This window comes from Streptomyces sp. NPDC029159 (genome assembly GCF_055564055.1).
The window spans coordinates 7830-25405 of the sequence record NZ_JBVHWT010000023.1 but is presented as its reverse complement, the minus strand read 5'-3'; the positions used below and the strand labels follow the sequence as shown (position 1 = coordinate 25405).

Annotated in this window: 15 protein-coding genes and 4 pseudogenes; 11 read left to right on the top strand and 8 right to left on the bottom strand. The window is 68.2% G+C overall.

What is annotated here, in order from left to right; all coding sequences use genetic code 11:
• Window positions 1-121: 121 nt before the first annotated feature.
• A pseudogene (locus tag ACZ4U4_RS29770) lies at window positions 122-297 on the bottom strand (IS701 family transposase); the annotation flags it as partial.
• Between the two features lie 1314 nt (window positions 298-1611).
• Here ACZ4U4_RS29770 and ACZ4U4_RS29765 point away from each other — a divergent pair.
• On the top strand, window positions 1612-1803 hold the full coding sequence (locus ACZ4U4_RS29765; protein WP_467880697.1) for a hypothetical protein: 192 nt from the start codon (window positions 1612-1614) through the stop codon (window positions 1801-1803).
• 178 nt (window positions 1804-1981) lie between these two features.
• Entirely contained in the window at window positions 1982-2194 is a 213-nt protein-coding gene (locus ACZ4U4_RS29760; RefSeq protein ID WP_467880694.1) for a hypothetical protein, read from the top strand.
• Between the two features lie 746 nt (window positions 2195-2940).
• On the opposite strand, the gene ACZ4U4_RS29755 is transcribed toward ACZ4U4_RS29760, so the two are convergent.
• Window positions 2941-3243, bottom strand: a complete 303-nt coding sequence (locus ACZ4U4_RS29755) for a hypothetical protein (protein WP_467880691.1) — start codon at window positions 3241-3243, stop codon at window positions 2941-2943.
• A gap of 772 nt (window positions 3244-4015) precedes the next feature.
• Between ACZ4U4_RS29755 and ACZ4U4_RS29750 the strand changes: the two genes are divergently transcribed.
• Both ACZ4U4_RS29750 and ACZ4U4_RS29745 read left to right on the top strand, forming a co-directional pair.
• Window positions 4016-4372 carry an HNH endonuclease family protein gene (locus tag ACZ4U4_RS29750; protein ID WP_467880688.1) on the top strand — a complete coding sequence of 119 codons (357 nt, stop codon included), beginning with the start codon at window positions 4016-4018 and terminating at the stop codon, window positions 4370-4372.
• 684 nt (window positions 4373-5056) lie between these two features.
• Window positions 5057-6220: an oxygenase MpaB family protein gene (locus ACZ4U4_RS29745; RefSeq protein ID WP_467880686.1), complete on the top strand. Its 1164-nt coding sequence runs from the start codon at window positions 5057-5059 to the stop codon at window positions 6218-6220.
• Between the two features lie 24 nt (window positions 6221-6244).
• On the opposite strand, the gene ACZ4U4_RS29740 is transcribed toward ACZ4U4_RS29745, so the two are convergent.
• The gene (locus ACZ4U4_RS29740; protein WP_467880683.1) at window positions 6245-6622 is read right to left on the bottom strand and encodes a hypothetical protein; all 378 of its coding nucleotides are present in this window, start codon (window positions 6620-6622) and stop codon (window positions 6245-6247) included.
• 36 nt (window positions 6623-6658) lie between these two features.
• Here ACZ4U4_RS29740 and ACZ4U4_RS29735 point away from each other — a divergent pair, with 36 nt between their 5' ends.
• Window positions 6659-6802, top strand: a complete 144-nt coding sequence (locus tag ACZ4U4_RS29735) for a hypothetical protein (protein WP_467880680.1) — start codon at window positions 6659-6661, stop codon at window positions 6800-6802.
• A gap of 299 nt (window positions 6803-7101) precedes the next feature.
• Here the strand turns inward: ACZ4U4_RS29735 and ACZ4U4_RS29730 are convergent.
• The 3 genes and pseudogenes from ACZ4U4_RS29730 to ACZ4U4_RS29720 form a co-directional block, all read right to left on the bottom strand.
• Window positions 7102-8000, bottom strand: a pseudogene (locus ACZ4U4_RS29730) (IS701 family transposase); the annotation flags it as partial.
• A gap of 137 nt (window positions 8001-8137) precedes the next feature.
• Window positions 8138-8440 carry a transcriptional regulator gene (locus ACZ4U4_RS29725; protein WP_467880678.1) on the bottom strand — a complete coding sequence of 101 codons (303 nt, stop codon included), beginning with the start codon at window positions 8438-8440 and terminating at the stop codon, window positions 8138-8140.
• Window positions 8440-8892: a hypothetical protein gene (locus tag ACZ4U4_RS29720; protein ID WP_467880675.1), complete on the bottom strand. Its 453-nt coding sequence runs from the start codon at window positions 8890-8892 to the stop codon at window positions 8440-8442. The genes ACZ4U4_RS29725 and ACZ4U4_RS29720 overlap by 1 nt, the downstream gene beginning before the upstream one ends.
• Before the next feature lie 327 nt (window positions 8893-9219).
• On the opposite strand from ACZ4U4_RS29720, the pseudogene ACZ4U4_RS29715 reads away from it, so the two are divergent.
• Together ACZ4U4_RS29715 and ACZ4U4_RS29710 are read left to right on the top strand one after the other, a co-directional pair.
• Window positions 9220-9863, top strand: a pseudogene (locus ACZ4U4_RS29715) (IS5 family transposase); the annotation flags it as partial.
• 407 nt (window positions 9864-10270) lie between these two features.
• Window positions 10271-10953 (top strand): annotated as a pseudogene (locus ACZ4U4_RS29710) (hypothetical protein).
• A 183-nt stretch (window positions 10954-11136) separates the two neighbouring features.
• Here the strand turns inward: ACZ4U4_RS29710 and ACZ4U4_RS29705 are convergent.
• Window positions 11137-12348, bottom strand: a complete 1212-nt coding sequence (locus tag ACZ4U4_RS29705) for an MFS transporter (protein WP_467880672.1) — start codon at window positions 12346-12348, stop codon at window positions 11137-11139.
• A gap of 90 nt (window positions 12349-12438) precedes the next feature.
• Here ACZ4U4_RS29705 and ACZ4U4_RS29700 point away from each other — a divergent pair, with 90 nt between their 5' ends.
• Both ACZ4U4_RS29700 and ACZ4U4_RS29695 read left to right on the top strand, forming a co-directional pair.
• Window positions 12439-12867, top strand: a complete 429-nt coding sequence (locus ACZ4U4_RS29700) for a MerR family transcriptional regulator (protein WP_467880669.1) — start codon at window positions 12439-12441, stop codon at window positions 12865-12867.
• Between the two features lie 28 nt (window positions 12868-12895).
• The gene (locus ACZ4U4_RS29695) at window positions 12896-13123 is read left to right on the top strand and encodes a TetR family transcriptional regulator C-terminal domain-containing protein (protein WP_467880763.1); all 228 of its coding nucleotides are present in this window, start codon (window positions 12896-12898) and stop codon (window positions 13121-13123) included.
• A 271-nt stretch (window positions 13124-13394) separates the two neighbouring features.
• Here the strand turns inward: ACZ4U4_RS29695 and ACZ4U4_RS29690 are convergent, their stop codons facing one another.
• Entirely contained in the window at window positions 13395-14081 is a 687-nt protein-coding gene (locus tag ACZ4U4_RS29690; RefSeq protein WP_467880666.1) for a TetR/AcrR family transcriptional regulator, read from the bottom strand.
• Between the two features lie 98 nt (window positions 14082-14179).
• Between ACZ4U4_RS29690 and ACZ4U4_RS29685 the strand changes: the two genes are divergently transcribed.
• Both ACZ4U4_RS29685 and ACZ4U4_RS29680 read left to right on the top strand, forming a co-directional pair.
• Complete coding sequence (locus tag ACZ4U4_RS29685) at window positions 14180-15727, top strand: MDR family MFS transporter (RefSeq protein ID WP_467880664.1); 1548 nt, start codon at window positions 14180-14182, stop codon at window positions 15725-15727.
• A gap of 84 nt (window positions 15728-15811) precedes the next feature.
• Window positions 15812-17041 carry an amidohydrolase family protein gene (locus tag ACZ4U4_RS29680; protein WP_467880661.1) on the top strand — a complete coding sequence of 410 codons (1230 nt, stop codon included), beginning with the start codon at window positions 15812-15814 and terminating at the stop codon, window positions 17039-17041.
• Window positions 17042-17576: the final 535 nt, after the last annotated feature.

The following is a 17576-nucleotide window of genomic DNA, read 5'->3' as shown; positions in this document are numbered from 1 at the left end:
CAGGATCACCACGCCGGAGAGAAAGGCCGGAGTGGTCACCTCTACGATCTGCCAGGTGCCGAGCGGCCGCGGTCCACGCGCATGTTCCGCGGGCAGCTCCCGGCAAGGAGGACGGGAGCGGAGCGTCCCATGTGGCCCGGCCGAGAAGGTGCTGTAGCCCGTCCCGCTCGTGTCCCCGGTGTCCTCGGCGATCATCCAGCAGTTCTTGCGCGGCAGATCCGCGAGCAGCCCGAGCATCAACAGCCATGCTCGCTGGCGAGGTTCGACGCAGGGAAAGCGGGTTGCGATCCGGCCCATCATGTCTTCGAACATCACCTGTCAGCGGGCAGGCCCTACGTTGTGGTCTGTGGCCACCACTTCATCGTCAGTCCGAGGCGCGGGGCGTCGCGGTCGGAGCGTACCCAGAAGCCCGACTCCAAGATCATGACCTGTCCGAGCTTCAAGAGGACCTGGGCGTGATCCCGGAACCGCCTCTCAAGTCGGTCGCGTGTTACCTCGTCATGCAAGTCGATGCCGAGATCCGCCATCCACTCGTCCGGACACAGGCGTACGGCTGGGATCTCGTCAGCCAGACGCTTCGCCAACGTCGTTTCCCTGAGCCTCGGAGCCCACACAACAAGATCAACCTTGGCTCAACTCTCCCGGCCACCAGTTTCCTCCACAGTGCGTCAGAATCGTCACGTTCCCGCAGATCCTGACGCAGCGGGGCCACTGGCCGGCAGCGTCCATTCCCTCACCCTGCGCCGGCCCGGCCGAGCGCGCCAACCGGCAGGTTCCAGCACAGCATGCCGGGGGGCACAGGGCGGTGGCCCGAGCTGTGCCCCACCTCGAGAGCAAGGTCGCCTCGATCCACTTCGAGGCCGCCAGCGGCCGCCTCGACCTGCGGCCTTCCTCGCCGGCCTTCGCCCCCTCCGCCCCCTCGGCCCGCAGTTCGTCGCCCGCCTCCAGATCAAAGGCGCCTCGGTCCGTGCGATCCGTGTCCTGCAACCTGGCCTCCTTCCGGCCCCGGCCCGGCTGCCGTTGCCGCTTCAGGTCGACTCCGAAGATCACCGCGACACCACATGGTCGACCGTCGACCTCGAAGACATCGCCGCCGGCGAACGCGAGAAAGACCCGGTGACGACCCCACCTGGGTTTACGGTCGAATCGTTGGAACAAAGCAAAAGGGAGGGATGGTTCTACGGGAAACATGTATCGATCCCGTCGGGTGCCGAGGGGCGCCCTGTCGCGGTGCACCGCGGCCGCTGCCGGTTCGACACCGGATTTCGCGCCTAGGCTCTCGATCGCCGCGGGGCCCTGGAGGCTTCGGCCTCCGGTGTGGCCCCGTGTGTGCGTTGCCGCCCGGAAGTTGAACTGCAAGTTGACGGCTGAGAGGAACCGTTGATGACCACCCCCGCCTCACGCCCCGCAGTGCTGGAGTGCCGCTCGGACCAGGTCGGCCGCTGTGCCGGGTGCCAACAGCCTCGGCAGCGTTACGGGCCCGGGGAAAATGCCCTTTCTCCGGGGGTGGGGTGGGTGCGGTATGACGGGGTGTGAGGTGCATTCGTTGAGGTCCTGGGGCTCGTTCTCGGGGGGCTCTGCGGCGGGTTGTTGAGCGAGGCGCCGCAGGCAGTGCCTGGACAGATCTACGAGCTTGCTGACAGCCGGGGCCTGCTGGCGAAGGCGCAGGGGGAGGACGGCGGCCTGTTCTACCGGCTGTGGCCGGTGCACCGGTTGCGTGAGCCGGTGGCGGAGGTGGGCCGGGCAGTCGATGCCGAGCTGGTGGCGATGTTGCCGCCTGCCGCAACGCACGTGACCGCTTGATCGTCCTGCTGGTGGGTCGGGTGGGGCTACGCCGCGGCCGAGTGGCTGGCCTGCGGCGCAGCGATGTTCATCTGCTGCCGGAGTCCCGCGCGTTGGGCTGCGACCAGCCCGGTGCCCACGTGCATGGGCGGCGCCGGGAGAACACGATGACGCGTGGTCGAAGTCGCGGCACGTCTGGGTGGCGCCGCTGGACTTCCTCGTGGTCAGCGCGTTCGACCTCTCCTACGACGAGCGCCACGGCCTGCTCGGGAGCGGCGGGAGCGACTTCCTTCTGGTGAGCCTCTTCCGGGCCTCGCTGGGCGAGCCGGTATCGCTGGAAACGGCGCGACTTGAAGAAACCATCGCGCGGTCGCCCGCCCGCGCCTGGCTTGTGCCCAGTGTTCGTGCGTGAGTGCGAGGTCCCAAGAAGTTAGCTGATGGGCGGGCCCTGATCCCAGCAGGTGCCTTGGGGCAACGTCGCCGTCCCAGGTGGAACCACATGGCACATGCTGGCGAAGGGCGTCCAGAGGCGTCCGGCAGGTCCAGGACGGGGCTTTGTGCCTGGTCAGGGCTTGGAATCCGATAGGACGCAGCCCCGTCCGTGAGATTTGCGTGAGAGCTGCTGGATGGCGGAGCCCTGCCGGTGTGATCCGGCAGGGCTCCGCCATGTGACGGGGGGGTAGCGGCTGATGGTGGGCTGTGTATGCCCGGTTTTCGAGTCCTGGTGCGGTGCAGGCGCCGTCGAGGGGGGAGCGCGGGGCGCTTGTGGAGTACACCGGGGGCGATGGTCCAGGTGGTGTGGTGTGGTGGGGTGGGGAGGGTAGGGCCTTGTTGCCGGCCCGCCAGCCGTACGTGGGCCGCCGGCCCGTCTCCCGCCGGCTCCCGATCCGCCCACGACTCCTGCGTATCCGTCATGACCTGCCAACCATCGAATACGGCGCCTACTCCGTGAACGTGATCGTCTTGCAGATGCCGCCGATGATGTCCACGTAGTCGTCCCGTTTGGCGATGTTCGGTGGCGATGGAGAAGTCGGCCATCGCGGTGCGGCCGGGATGGGACGAAGACGTGCTGAGCAAGCCGGGAGGCTCCCCGGGGGTACCGAATTTGCGGTAGCCGGACCCGGAAAGCCTCGCGGTGTTATCGGCCTGAGGTGTGTTTCACCTTCCGTCGAACCATTGACCGCTTACTGCGATGAAGGTGAAGGGGCGGTCGCTGTTCTTTCCGTAGTAGTCGCCGGTTTGGACCACGGCTCGGCTCGTGGTGACTCCGTGGACGTGCGCGTTGTCCACCAGGTTCCAGTCCTCACCGACGATGGTGACGACGATGGAGGGCTTGGAGGTGAACTTCTCGTCGAAGAGCAGCGTGTACACGCCGGTGCCGGACTTCACGGCCCTGAAGCCGACACTCCCTTCCGCTTCCGTGCCATCAGCGTTGACGTATCCGTGAACGATGCGACCCATGCGAATCTTCCGTACCATGCGAGCGAAACCTTCCGGGCGAGCCCGAACCACTTCTGCCGTCTCACCCGTTCCGAGTGGATGCCAGTCACAGACGCACGGCCCCGGTGCGGCAGAGGTCATGCATAGGGCGGCGCGGGTGAACTCGCCGAGTGCGCAGGTGACTTGCCGTCCAGCATCAGTCAAGGGCGTACCCGGTCGAAGAGTCGTGTATCTACATAACAATTTTTGACACGCGATAGCGTGGAAAATGTTTCAAGGCCCCGGGGGTGACATGTTGAAAAGGTCTCGAAAATAGACCCCGGTGAGGCCCCTATGGCCGACGAGGCGATGTTGTATTCAGTGCCCGACTCCACGCCGCAGACATTGAATATTTTATTCAGAGGGTCGCTGATAGAGTTCGACGTCAACTCATGCAGGCTTCTTAATTCCTTGCCGTGAAGCGGCGCATGAGGATCATTTCCCCTGCTGAAGCTCCTCGCGTGATCGCGAAATTGTGGTGGCGTAGCGCCACCGTTGCAGTGGCCCTCCTCATGGCCGCCCGCGCTCCGGCCGCCTTCATAGCCCCGGCTGCCGCATTGGCTCACGCCGTCGCGCCGGCCCGGCTACCGGAGCCGCCCGCCGCCGGCGTGACCCGCGCGGAGTTGGCCGGCTTTGCCCGTCCAGTCACCACACTCCATGGACGGCTACGGCCGGACCAAGTTCCCGCGCTGGATCAAGCAGCACGGAGAATGTGGACACCCGTGAAGTAGTCCTTGAGTGCAACGGTCGAGATGTGAAGCAGGACGAGAAGTGCCGGGCTGTTTCCGGTACTTGGTACAGCGAGTACGACGGCAAGACCTTCACGTCCGCCAAGGAACTCGACATCGACCACATCGTTCCCTTGGCCAACGCCTGGCGCTCGGGCGCAGACGAATGGACGACGCCCCAGCGCAAGGCGTTCGCCAACGACCTCGTCCACTCCCAGCTGATCGCGGTGTCCGCTCGCTCCAACCGGCACAAGGGAGACCAGCCGCCGGACCAGTGGGCCCCGCCGCGTCAGGCGTACCGGTGCATCTACGCCCGAGCCTGGACCGACGTCAAGCATTTACCACCTGAACGTCACCGAACCGGAGAAGGCCAAGTTGGATGAAATGCTGGACACTTGCGACCAGTGAGCACCGGCGAAGAGCAGGCGATGACGGCTGAGGTGACAGCCGGGCCCGGAGGCGCGATGACGGTCGAGGTCGGAGTCATCACCGGAGACCTTACCGTCACCACCACCGACCGGGGTGACGGAACGGCCTGCATCAGCGTCCAGTACAAGGACGCGGACGAGTGGTACGAACGTGAAGGCAGTCCCGCGGCCCTTCCGGCCGCCGGGGTCGAGGCTCTCCACCGTGCCGCGCTGGGGGCCATCTGCGCAGGTGGCGGCGTCCACGTGCCCGGGGACTTTCGGGGGCAGGCTCGCGACGTGCCGACTCGGTCTTCGGGACGGGACGGTGCGGCGCGGAGGTCCGAGCGTTCGCGATCCGTTCCCGAGGAGGCTTCGGCCCGTCCGGGAACGGCACAAGCCTTCGGGCGCGCGCTTCTGTGCCCCGTTCGAGGGATTGTCGTGGCACCGGGGAGTGGGAAGGATCGCTTCCGCTGATCTGGCCTGGGCAGTCACCGCCGGGCACCAGGCGGCGAACCTGCGGCTGCCGGGCTTGGCCGTATATCCACATATCCACCGGCGTGGTGCGCCTGTCCGCCCCACGCGGCCATCGAGCCTCGGCAGCCCCCCTTTCTCCCGGCCCCGGCAGGGGCCGGACATCCGATGACGACGAACGGAGAAGCCATGCCCTTGACGGCTCAGAATGTCGCTCAGGAACTTGAGGCGGCGAACAAGGCCGGTGACGAGGAAGCTGACGCGCTCGTATCGGACTTGCTCGACAACCGCGAGATCGACGGGGTCAACGCCCTGTTCCGCACCATCGGCACCCTCAAGCCCGGTGACGACCACTCCGAGCTGCCGCCGAGGCTGGCCGCGTTCCTGAAGAAGGCCGAGGCCGCGCCGCCCGGCTGGACCTCAGCTGACGTGAAGGCGGCAGAGAAGTTCTTCGACCGCCACCGCGGCGAGGTGGCCATGCTCCAGGGCACCGTCGGCCTGATCGGCACCTATCTCTCCCCGACCGGCGCTTTCACCCTCCGCTCCACCGGCCGTCTGGGCGGCGTGGAAGGCCCGGGACGACGCCTGTCGCAGTCCTCGCGGCTCTTCATCGACATGGACAAGAAGGGCGCCATGACCGATGGCACCCTGGCCGCGAACGTCACCAAGGTGCGGCTGGTGCACGCCTCCGTAAGGCAGTTGCACAAGAAGAGCGGCGAGTGGGACTACGAGAAGTGGGGCGAGCCGGTCTCCCAGAAGTACACCACCGGCGCCGCCTGCGTCTTCTCCACCCAGATCCTCCAGGCCATGCGCCACCTCGGCCTCGACGTCTCCAAGGACGACGCGCACGGCTTCATCTGCGCCTGGCACTACGTCAGCCACTACCTCGGCACCTCGCCGCAGTGGCTGCTGCCCAAGGACGCGGACGAGGTCGAGCGGCTGTGGAACCAGGAACGTGACAAGGAGTGGCAGAAGAGCGACGACGGCGTCTTCATGACCAAGCAGGCCATCGAGTTCTACCGGAGGTTCCTGCAGCCCTCGTCGGTGGCGACCCATGACGCGTTCGTCGCCATGATCCGGGTGGCTCTCACCGACAAGTACGCCGACATGGCCGGTCTCGACCACACCGTCCTGGCCGAGGGCGGCAAGGTGTTGGCCGCCGGCCACAAGGTCGTCAGCGGTCTGGGCGGCGGCCTCTTCGGAGGAGCGGCGGAGAAGACCACCGGCGTCAACCCCTACAAGGACATCCTCGGCATCGCCTCCAGCGCGTTCCGGGACATGGAACGGTACGCCCTCACCCGCGGCCAAGACGACCAGCCCCAGATGCACCAGGAACTCCACGACAACCGCTGACAGCCGCCGCGGAGAAGAGCGTGTTCAGACGAGTTCCTTGCGGACCAGGACTCTGAAGTCGGTGACGCTCATCTCCTGTTGCAGTTTCATGCTCGGCGCTGCCGCCCTCGTCGACGGCAGCGCCAGGTCCTTCACCGCCGCGACGGGGAAGTCCTGCCGCGCCAGGCCGAGGGTGATGTGGGGCCGGTAGCCGTCCTCCGCGATGCCCAGAGGCTCGGTGACGCCGGTGTAGAGCGCAGCGAGTTCATCGGTGTACTCGACGCCGAGGCGCACCTGCTCACGCTTCTGCACCAGATCGTCCTTGAAGCGGTAGGCCGGGTCCTTCTGCAGCTCCCAGCTCCCGTGGCCCACCTCGCCGTTCAGGCCCACGATGGGCACCGGCCAGCTACGTCCATTGATCAACGCGGCTGCGTCAGCCAGCCGCGAAGCATCAGCGCCATGGACAATTCCGAGCGTGATGTGAAGGTGCTCGCGCTGCTGTGGCTCCACAAGGTCTTGGTGGTCTCCCTGCAACCCGACCAGAGCATCGACAAGCTCGTCGGGGACCTGCAGGCTGAAGAAGACGTTCACTGTCTGGTCTGAAGCCATGATGTCTACTCCTGATTCATAAGAAGACTGAGGCACTGCCTGAGCCGCCCGGTGCGAGACGGCTACGGGCGCGAGCTTCGAACGATGGCGTCCTGCTGCCGCGGCAGCTCAGGCTGGGAGGCGCCGAGCCCCCCCCACATCGGGGTGATTCCATGGCCGCACGTTAGAGGGACCAAGGCTCCGAACACCACAGCCGGGCCTCTCACCCACCCGGAAGGGCCACGTCGGCGCGCTATCCGCGAACCGAATTGCGGCTAGTACTCCAGCTGTAGATCGTGACCTTCATGTCTGGTGGATCCGGCGACCCGCACTGGCTCGGTCAGCGGCACCGGTTGGACGGAGAAGCTGCGGTAGTAGGCGAGTTCGCCGGTGGAGCGGTTACGGCGGATGAGCAGCTGGTGGTGTCCCGGGCGGGGATTGGCCAGGTCGATGACCGCCCAGTCGTAGAAGCGGTGCCCCTTGGCTCCCGACCCGGCGGACAACTGCTGCCAGGCTCACTTCGGCAGCCGCTTGACCAGTTCGTCTGCCCGGAACTTTCCTGCTTGGCTGGGGACTTCGGCTGAGCAAGCCACTGCGAGGACGTAGCCGATGCCGCGTGCCTCCATAGCCGCCCGCAGCTTCGGGTTGCCGCCGTAAACCTCGTCACCGGTGATCCAGCCCACGTGGTGTCCGGCGTCCAGGAACCGTTCGATCATCCGGGCGGCCAGGTCCGGCTTGGTCGCAAAGGCGGTGTCCTCGCCGAGCCCTGCTGCCCGGCAGCGGTCCGGGGCGCATGTCCAGGAACGCGGGATGTACAGCTCCCGGTCCACCGCCGCGTATCCCCGGGCGCCGGCGTAGACGAGATAGACCGCGAGCTGGGAGTTCTCGATCCTGCCCGCAGTCCCGGTGTACTGGCGCTGGACGGCGACGGTGTGGGTGCCCTTCTTCACGTCGCCGGTCTCGTCCACGACCAACACCGCGGCCTCATCGTGGAGATGCTCGACGACGTATTCGCGCACGTCGTCGCGGACGGCGTTGGCGTCCCAGGCGGCCCGGCACAGCAGATGCTGCATGCTGTGTGGACTGACCTCCCCGGCCACTCCGCGCTCGTCCAGCAGTTCTTGCGCGGCAGATCCGACAACAGCCCCAGCATCAACCGCCCCGCCCGCAGGCGGGGTTCGACCCGGGCGATCCGGCCCGCGATCCGGCCCATGGCCACCTCGAACGCCTCCCGCCACCAGGCGGGATCTATGCGGTGACCTGCGGCCAGCGTCTCATCGTTTGTCCACACAACGGCTCTCAGCGGGGAAGGGCATGCAGGCGAGCCAGGGTGTGTCCGCCCCACGAGCCTCACTCCTGCGGTTCGTACGCCGCCGCCACGATCCTCTGCAGGGCTGCGGCGTGGTGCTGGAACGCCCGCCGGCCGTGCGTGGTGAGCCGGACGTGGGTGTGCCGTCCCGTACGGTTCCGGGTCTTGCGCACCTCGACGTACCCGGCCTCGGTCAATGCGGCGACCTGCTTGGACAGGGCCGAGTCGCTGGTCCCCACCTTGTCCCGTACGAAGCCGAACTCCACCCAGTCGGCCGGAGCCAGCAGCGCGACGACCGAGAGCCGGGCCGGTACGTGCAGGAATTCGTCGAAGTCCGGGTCCATCAGCCGTGGTCGTTCCGGCGTGTGATGGCCTTGAGGATCGGGCGGGTCGCGTACCCGGCCACCAGGGTCGCCAGGGCCGCGACGGCCCCGGCGAGCACACTGGGATTCGGGAGCTTGAGCAGTCGGGCGCCGATCAGTGCCGCCACGAGGACCACGATGACAACACCCCCTACCCATAGGGAGAACGCCCACTCCGCGCCGGATGGCTTCCGGCGCACCGGGGCCCGCCGCTGATGCACGAACAGCATGCCCGTCATCAGGCCGCTCGCCGCCAGCAAGGTAAGGGTGCGCCAAGGGTTCGGCAGATCGATGGCCGCACTGTAGCCGAACACGGCCAGCGCGGTGATGAGCATGTAGGGGAGCGAGGAGCCGTGGCGCACATACGCGTCACGGGTCTGCTCCTGGTGGTGGTGTATCGCGTCGAGCGCAGTCCGCGCCTCGTACGAAGTCATGGATCCCCCTGGTCATCCGAGGTACTTGCCCATGAAGAAAGTACCATCTTCTTTCCTTGAGGGAAAGAAGGTAGGCGCCTTGGGGGGCGCCCGCTGAGGGCGTTCAGGTGGCCCACCTGTCGGGACCCAGTCACGCGAAGGAGGCCGGGAGTTGCTCCGGGCCTGCACCAAATGGCGTTCTCCCGGGATGGCGGCGAATCGACAATCAGGCACGGTTCGTTATTGCCAATAAGCCGCGAATCGGACATGAAGGTCACGATCTACAGCTGGAGTGCTAGAGGGGAGGGTGTCTTCAAGCGTTCTCGAGTGGTGGATCACAGTCGGGTGATGCGTCGTCATGCACTGTCGGACGCGGAGTGGGAGTTCGTCCGGCCGCTGTTGCCCGAGTCCATGCGGGGGGCGGAAGCGGCTGGATGACCGCACCGTGCTCAACGGGATCGTTGGGAAGTTCCGGACTGGGGTGGCCTGGTGGGATGTGTCTGAGCGGTATGGTCCGTGGGCGACGATGCGCGCCCGCTTCCGCCGGTGGGCTCTGGACGGCACGTTCGAGCGGATGCTCCGGGCCGCGCAGGTGAGGTCGGACGCGGCGGGGGTGTCGACTGGCTGGTGCGGTCGACTCCACCGTTGTCCGCGCCCACCAGCACGCAGCCGGGGCCCGAAAGGGGGGCTCCGCAGCCCCGCACTCGGACGGTCCCGAGGTGGTTTGACCAGCAAGATTCACCTGGCCTGCGACGCTGTCGCTCGCTCGCCTTCACCAGCGGCAACACCAACGACTGCACCCAGTTCACCCCGTGATGGAGGCGATACGGGTGCCCCGGCTCGGCCCCGGTCAGCCACGAATCCGACCTGCCCACGTGCTGGGAGACAAGGGCTACGGTTCCCGGGCCATCCGGACCTGGCTCAGACGGCGAGGCATCGCCCACACCCTCCCCGAACGGGCTGACCAGATCTGCAACCGGCTCCGGTGCGGCAGTCGAGGAGGGCGCTGTGTACCGCCGAAGCCGGGTGGGCGTTTGGGGGCGGGCGGTGTCACGCCGGAGGTCAGTGGCGGGGATCAGCCGAGGTTCGTGTGGGGAGCAGTGAGACGGCGATTCGGAGTTGGGCGTGTGACACGCCTCATCTGTAGAGGACGGGGAAAGAGCGAGGGCGGTGGCACGCCAGACAGAACGAACCGCTGCCTGATGAGTGCAGAGAAAGCGGTGACTCGTCGCGCCCCTGAAGCCTTGTGATGCCTTCCGAGTGCAGGTCAATCCTCGGGAACTCAGCGGAACTCGGCGGAACTCGGCGCGTGCGCGATCGGATCGAGGGCTTCACGCGACCTTCACGAAGATTAAGGGGGCTGCGGAAATAACCCAGTCTCGACGAGAACAGCAGTCCGGTGGTGATCGAGTACAAGCTCGGGCGCGACGCGGGGGTGATCAATCAGGGCCTGTACTACCTGGCGTGGCTCACGCGGCACCGGGGCGTGTTCGAGGGGCTGGTCCGCGACCGGATCGGCGCCTCGGCCGCAGACAGATCCGGTGGACTGCGCCCCGGCTGATCTGCATCGCAGGGGACTACACCCGCTACGACGCCCAAGCGGTGCGGGAACACCGCCGCAGCATCGATCTGGTCCGCTACCGGTACTTCGGCGATGAGCACATCGGCCTGGAGATCGTGGCATCGGCCACCGGGAGGCCACCGGTCGGCAGGCGGCAGCGTCGCAGCGGTGCTGCGCCGCAGGCCGCTACGAGGGCCATCGACGCGATGGCGGAGCTGGCGGACGCGGCCGACGAGCTACTGCTCGGCATCGGGGACGGCGTCACCCGGGTACAGCGCAAGACGTACCGGGCGTATCGCAGCCTGCGGACCGTCGCGTACCTCTGCCCGCCCCAGCAGGGCAAGGTGCTGGTCTACCTCAATCAGGTGGACCCGACGACGGTGGACCTCATCCCCGGATACGCCCGGAACGTCACCGGTCTCGGACACCACGGCGCGGGCGACCTGGAGGTGCAGCTGCGCACCGAGCGGGACCTGCACCGCGCCCGCGACCTGTTCCAGCTCAGCTACGACAAGGCGTGAGCGCCCTGGCCGTTATGCCGGCCAGGGTGGCTCTGTCCACGAGAACGGGCAGCACTTCTTCACCGATTCGGGGGGCAGTTGGCCCTGGGCCCGGATGCGAATTGTTCACGCGTTCCGAAAGTGTCCGCTCCGGTGCGTGGTGCGGTCCGCCCTGGCATCGCGGTGGCTGGGGCAGGTGGCCGGTCACGCGGGGTCGTGGCCGGCCCGCATGCCGGCTGCAGCGCAAACGAGCAGGGCGGCGGTGAGGGCGGCCAGTGGTGCGGTCCAGGTGCCGGTGGCGGTGTGCAAGGCGGCGGCGAGGGCGGGGCCGGTGGCGGCGAGGAGGAAGCCGCAGGTCTGGGCCATGGTGGACAGGGCGGCCACATGGTCGTGGTCGGTTCCCCGGTGGGCGTAGAGCACCCCGGGGAGCGCCTGGCCGGCGCCGAGTCCGATGCCGAGGACGGCGACCCACAGCATCGAGGTGGCGCTGGGGGCGAGCAGGAGCCCGGTGAGGCCGACGGTGCAGACCAGGATGGTGCCCAGGATGTGGGGGCGCTGGTCGGTGCGCTTGGCGGCGAGGATCGGTGCGAGGAATCCGCCGACGGCGACGCCGCAGATGAGCAAGGCCTGACCGGTTCCGGCGGCGCTGCGGCCGAGGCCGGCTTGGACCAGGATCGAGGGCAGCCAGGCGAGCGTGGTGTAGAAGGCGAGGGTCTGGGTGCCGAAGAAGGCGGTCAAGCTCCAGGCGACCGGGGTGCGGGCCACGTGCGGGCGCCCGGACCGCTCGGTGCCGGCGGTCCGGGCGGGCTGCAGCGGCTTGTGGCGCAGCTGCGGGGTCATGCCGACGGCGGCGAGGACGGCGGGGATGACGGCCAGGCCGATGGCCGGCTGCCAGGTTCCGGCGGCCCGGGCGACGGGGACGACCAGGGCCGCGATGAGTGCCGAGCCGGCGCCCATGGACAGGGCGTAGACGCCCATCATCGTGCCGGCCCTCTCCCGCGGGAACCGCTTGCGGACCAGGACCGGGATGAGCACGTTGACGACGGCGGTGGCTGCGCTGACCACGACGGTGCCCGTAACCAGGCCGGGTGTGCCCAGCATTCGCAGGACCGCGCCGGACACAAGGACCAGGCTGGCCCACCACAGCCCGCGCTCCTCGCCGAGTCGCCGCCGCGCGATGGCCGCGAGCGGCGCGAAGGCGCCCATGCACAGCGGCGGCAGCAGCCCCAGCAAGGAGACCGTGGCGGGAGTGAAACCCACGACCGGTGCCAGCGGCCCGATCTGCCCGAAGGAGACCCGGGTGTTCAGGCTCATCAGTACGAAGCCGACGACGAGCAGCACACCTGCGGCCGGGGCAGGTGGCGGCTCGGCGCGGTCCCGAGGGGCGGCAGTGGTCGCCGTCGGCGGTAGGGGCATGGCAGGGCTCTCCAGGCACTCGGTGATTAGGCTTGCCACCCTGCACGCTCAAGTCCACTTGAGCGCAAATGTCTGGACCTGGAGGACCCGATGGAGCAGCTGTACTCGATCAGCGAGGTCGCCCGCGCCTTCGGGGTCTCGATACCGACGCTGCGCTACTACGAGGAATGCGGACTGATCCAGCCCACCGCGCGACGCGGTCGGGTGCGCCAGTACGACCGCGCCGCCTTGGAACAGCTCGCCTACGCCCAGCTGTGGCACCACGACGGCATGATGTCGCTGGCCGACACCGCCGCCATCATGACCAGCGCACACGCGCCCAAGCGCCACGCCCTCATCACCGCCCAACACGACGCCGTGCAGGAGAGGATCGACCGGCTCGCCCGCGCCGCCGCCATGCTGCAGCACATGCTGCAGTGCCCGGCCGACCACCCGCTGAACTGTCCCGTGACCGGCGCCTACATCCGCTCCCGCGTCGACGCCGCCCTCGCCGGCGAGGAACTCCCCGAGCCGACATGAGGGCTTTCCGGGACCTGCGCCCGGTGATCTGCTCCGCCGTTCAGCCGTTCCTCACCGACGACAATGCGAAAGTGCGCGACAAACAGCGCCGCCGGGGGCGAGCTGCGCGGACCTGGCTGACGCGACCAGGTCATGGGTCGACGAACTGGCGGGCCAGATCCGCCAGGTCCAGGCGGCCGGGCAGGCCGATGCCCAGGTGGATCCGCAGGCCGCCGCGCAGCGTCTCATCGCCCTCGCCGAAGGGCTCAGTCAGTAGTGACTCAGCCGGTCCATCGAACTCGACCGCGCCCGCATCCTCCTGCGGGCCGGACTCGATCTCGAGCTGCGCGAACCCTGAGAACAGCCACGAGGGACGAACGACCCGGACTCCGGAGCCGTCCCCCTGCCGCGGGCAGACGGCTTGTGTGGGACGTTGAGCTCGAGCCGCTCGCTGTCCGGCTCGCCCGGCGGGGAGGGAGCTGCTGGATGTCGGCTGCTGGGATAGCGGCTACGCGACCGCGCTTGCCGAGCTCGGGTTGTGCGCTTGGTCACCGTGAGCGTGGGGTGTGCAGGATGCCGTTGATCAAGGCGTGGAAGGCCCATGTGCGGCGTGCTGCGGGCGGACCGGAGACCAGCTCCTCGGCGAGGGCAGCGACGTGCGGCTGCCGGTCCGCGGAGACATGGCCCAGGGCGTCGGTGAGCGCGTTCCAGTCGTCCTCGGCGCCGGCGGACCCCTTGCGTGCCGAGTGCTCCGCGGCGGAGGCGGTAGCGGCTTGCAGCAGGATGTCGACGCCCCAGGCGGCCTGGTCGCCGGGCACGCCGCCCTCGGTCAGCAGCGCGAGCAGCGCCTCCACCAGGTTGAGGTAGTTGCGGCCGGAGGGGCGTGCGACCAGCGCCGAGGAGGCCAGGCTCGGGTGGGCGAAGAGCACCTCGTTGTACGAGGTGAGGACGGCCTCGATCCGATCCCGCCAGTCACCGCCGGCCGTGTCCGGGCTCAGGTCGACCTCGCCCAGGAGCTCTTCAAGGATCGCGGCGTGCAGCTCGGCGGTGTTGGCCACATACACGTACAGGGACGCGGGTCCGGTGTCGAGCTCCTGGGCCAGGCGGCGCATGGTGACCCGGTGCAGACCTTCGGCCTCCATCAGGCGCACCGCCGTGGCGATGATCCCTTCCCGGGTGAGGGGTGGCTTGGCTGGGCGCTCGCGGCGGCTGCGGGGCTGAGGGCTGTGGGGCATCGGCCCATCGTAGCGCGAACACAGTCGTGGCGAACTTGTTCGTAGCGAACGTGTTCGTTACGGTGGATGAGTACCCACCCCGAAAGGAGTGATTCGCCATGTCCGCATCCACCGCACCCCCAGCCGCCGACACCCCGGTCGTGCCGAAGAACATCCGCTGGATTCTGGCCGGCGTCCTGCTGGCGATGCTGCTCTCGCAGCTCGACGGTCTGATCGTCGGCACCGCCATGCCCACAGTCGTCGCCGACATCGGCGGCCTGGACCACATCTCCTGGGTGGTGACCGCCTATACCCTCACCACTGCCTGCTCCACTCCGGTCTGGGGAAAGCTGGGCGACCTGTTCAACCGCAAGCGCCTGTTCCTGGGCTCGATAGCGGTCTTCATGATCGGCTCAGTCCTCTCCGGCCAGGCGTCCTCGATGGGCGAGCTGATCGGCTTCCGCGCGCTGCAGGGCATCGGCGCCGGCGGCCTGATGGCCGGGGCATTCGCTCTGATCGGTGCGCTGCTGCCGCCGCGTGAGCGCGGCAAGTACCAGGGCATGGTCGCGATCACGCAGGCCGTGGGCAGTATCGGCGGCCCGCTCGTCGGCGGCTTCATCACCGGCCACCTGGGCTGGCGGTGGGCGTTCTACGTCAACATCCCCATCGGCCTGATCTGCATCGTCTGGTGCGCACTGCTGCTGAAGGTGCCCGCAGCACCCAAGGGCAAGGTCGTCATCGACTGGCTCGGCATCACCCTCATGACCTCGCTGATCAGCGTCGTCGTGATGGCCGCGACCTGGGCCGGCAGCACGTACGCCTGGGGCTCCTGGCAAATCCTGACCCTTGCCGCGGCCGCGCTCGTCCTGCTGGCGGCCTTCATCGCCTCCCAGCGGCGGACTGATGAGCCGCTGCTGCCGCCGCGGATCTTTACTGGGCAGCGCAACTTCCCGATCGCCGCGGTGCTGCTGACGGTCGCCGGTGTGGCCATGTTCGGCGGCACGCTCTACTTGCCGATGTTCCAGCAGACGGTCCAGGGTGCCTCGGCATCGAACTCCGGCCTGTTGCTGCTGCCGATGATGGCGGGCACTGTCGCCGCCTCCATGGTGGCGGGCAAGGTGATGGCGAGGACCGGCAGGTACAAGATCTTCCCGGTGGTCGGCGCCGCTTCGCTCGCGATCGGTATGGGTCTGCTGGCCACCATGGACACCGGCACCGCCCGCGCCACCACCAGTGCCTACATGGTGCTCGTCGGTATCGGCACAGGATTCACCATCCAGATGGCCAACACCATCGCCCAGAACAGCGTCGAGCTGCGGGACATGGGCGCCGCGTCGGCGGCCACCAGCCTCTTTCGCACCCTGGGTGGCTCCCTGGGGGTGGCGGTCTTCGGATCCCTGTTCACCCGCGCGATCGCCGGTCACGGCGGGGGCGCTCCCGTCGAGGGCGCCCGGCCGGACGTCCCGGCGGCAACGGGGATGTCGCAGGCAGCCAAGGACGCCTACCTGCAGGCAGTGGCCCACGGGATGCAGCAGATCTTCCTCGTCGGCGCCCTGTGCGCGGCAGCCGCATTCGTCGCGGCCGTCTTCATCAAGGAAGTCCCCCTGCGCGGCAAGCCCAGCGGCGGACAGCAGTCCGTGAAGAAGGCGGCCGGCGCCGCCTCGTAACGCTCAGACCTCAGTACCCCCGACCCCACGCGCCACCCCGGTCCGTCACTCCGCAACACCGCCAGACGTGCAAGGAGCACCACCATGAACACCACGATCACCAACGCCCGGATCTTCGACGGTGAACGCATCCTGGACGCCCGAACCGTCACCCTCGACGGCGCACACATCCACGCTGTCGGCCAGGAGCCATCGGCCGGATCCACCGTGCTCGATGCCCACGGTGCGACCCTGCTCCCCGGACTGATCGACAGTCACGTGCACACCTCCCTGGAAGCCCTCCGCGCAGCTCTGCCTTTCGGGGTGACTACCGAGCTGGAAATGCAGGGCTACTGGACTCCAGAGCAGCGCAAGGAGATCGCCGAGAACGACGAGATCGCCGACGTGCGCTCCGCCCTCCTGGCGCTCATGGCCCCAGGCGGACACCCCAGCGAGTTCATCGCGGATCTCAGCGACGACCACAAGCCCGGCGGCGAGGGCTGGGCGATGCCCTCAGTGTCCACCCCCGAGGAGGCTGTGGCGTATGTGAACGCGCGCGTGGCCGAGGGCGCCGACTACATCAAAGTCATGATCGAAGAGGGCACGGTGATGGGACACCCGAACCTGCCCATGATCGGCACCGAGACGCTCCAGGCCGGCGTGGCCGAGGCCCACCGCCTGGGCAAGAAGGTCATCGCCCACGCTCTGACCCTGGCCGCCACCGAACAGGCCATCGCCGTCGGTGTGGACGGCCTGGCACACCTGTTCATCGACCAGCCCCACACCCAGCAGATCGTCGCCGCCATCGCGGACGCCGGCCTCTTCGTCACCCCGTGCCTGGCGGTCAGCTCCTCCCTTATGGGCAACAACGCCGCCGCACTCGCCGACGACTCACGCGTCAGCTCCCGACTGAGCCCGCAGTGGCTGGACACGCTGCGCGGGAGCTTCGCCAAATACCCGGAAGGCGACCTGAAGCATGTACAGGCCACGGCCGCTGCGCTGCGGGATGCCGGCGTCGACATCCTGGTCGGCACCGACTCCTCCATGCCCGTCCCCTCCCACGGCGGCGTGGCGCACGGCGCGAGCGTCCACCACGAAATGCACCTGCTCGTCCAGGCCGGGTTCACCCCAGCAGAGGCCCTGCGCGCGGCGACCTCGGTCCCGGCGCGGGTGTTCGACCTGGCCGACCGGGGCCGCATCACACCCGGTGCCCGCGCCGACCTGCTGTTGGTCGACGGCGACCCGACAGTGCACATCGACGACAGCCTGTCGATCCGCGGTGTGTGGCGCCGAGGCCGCCGCCTTCCTCAGCCCGGTGACACCGGGCGGCAGTGACCGGATCTGGGCGGTCTGCCCTGCGCTGGCGGGCAGGTGGACGGCCAGGGGGTCATCCTGGCCCGAGTTGCGGTTCTTCTTGGCGTCCACGAACGGAGTTTCGGAAAGCTGACGCAGGCGCGATCTACGGCGCGGATCCGGTGCCGGGCCGGGCGAAACGCAAGAGACGTCAGTCCAGTTCAGGCGGCGCCGCAGGTGTCATGTCGCGGGAAAGGTCACACCCAACCAGCGGCGAGGCCGACCTCGCTCGCCGATGCCGTGACCTGCCGCGACCGCTTTGGATGACAAGGAATTCCACGGACTGCGTTCGAAGTCCACGGACACACGGAAAGCGAGCCAGAACCGCAACTGGCGAACAAAGCCGGCCAGGGCGCTGCCGAAGGGCGGTACGCCGGAGCAGAATGACGACGTGGGGGGGGGGGGGGGGGGGGGGGGGGGAACCGCTTGCGGGGCCTTTTTTTCCCCGGGCCCTGTCTCCTCCTTCCTCCGAGGCCTTCGGCTGTTGTGTTGGGTGGGTGGCAGGTTTTCCTTTCTC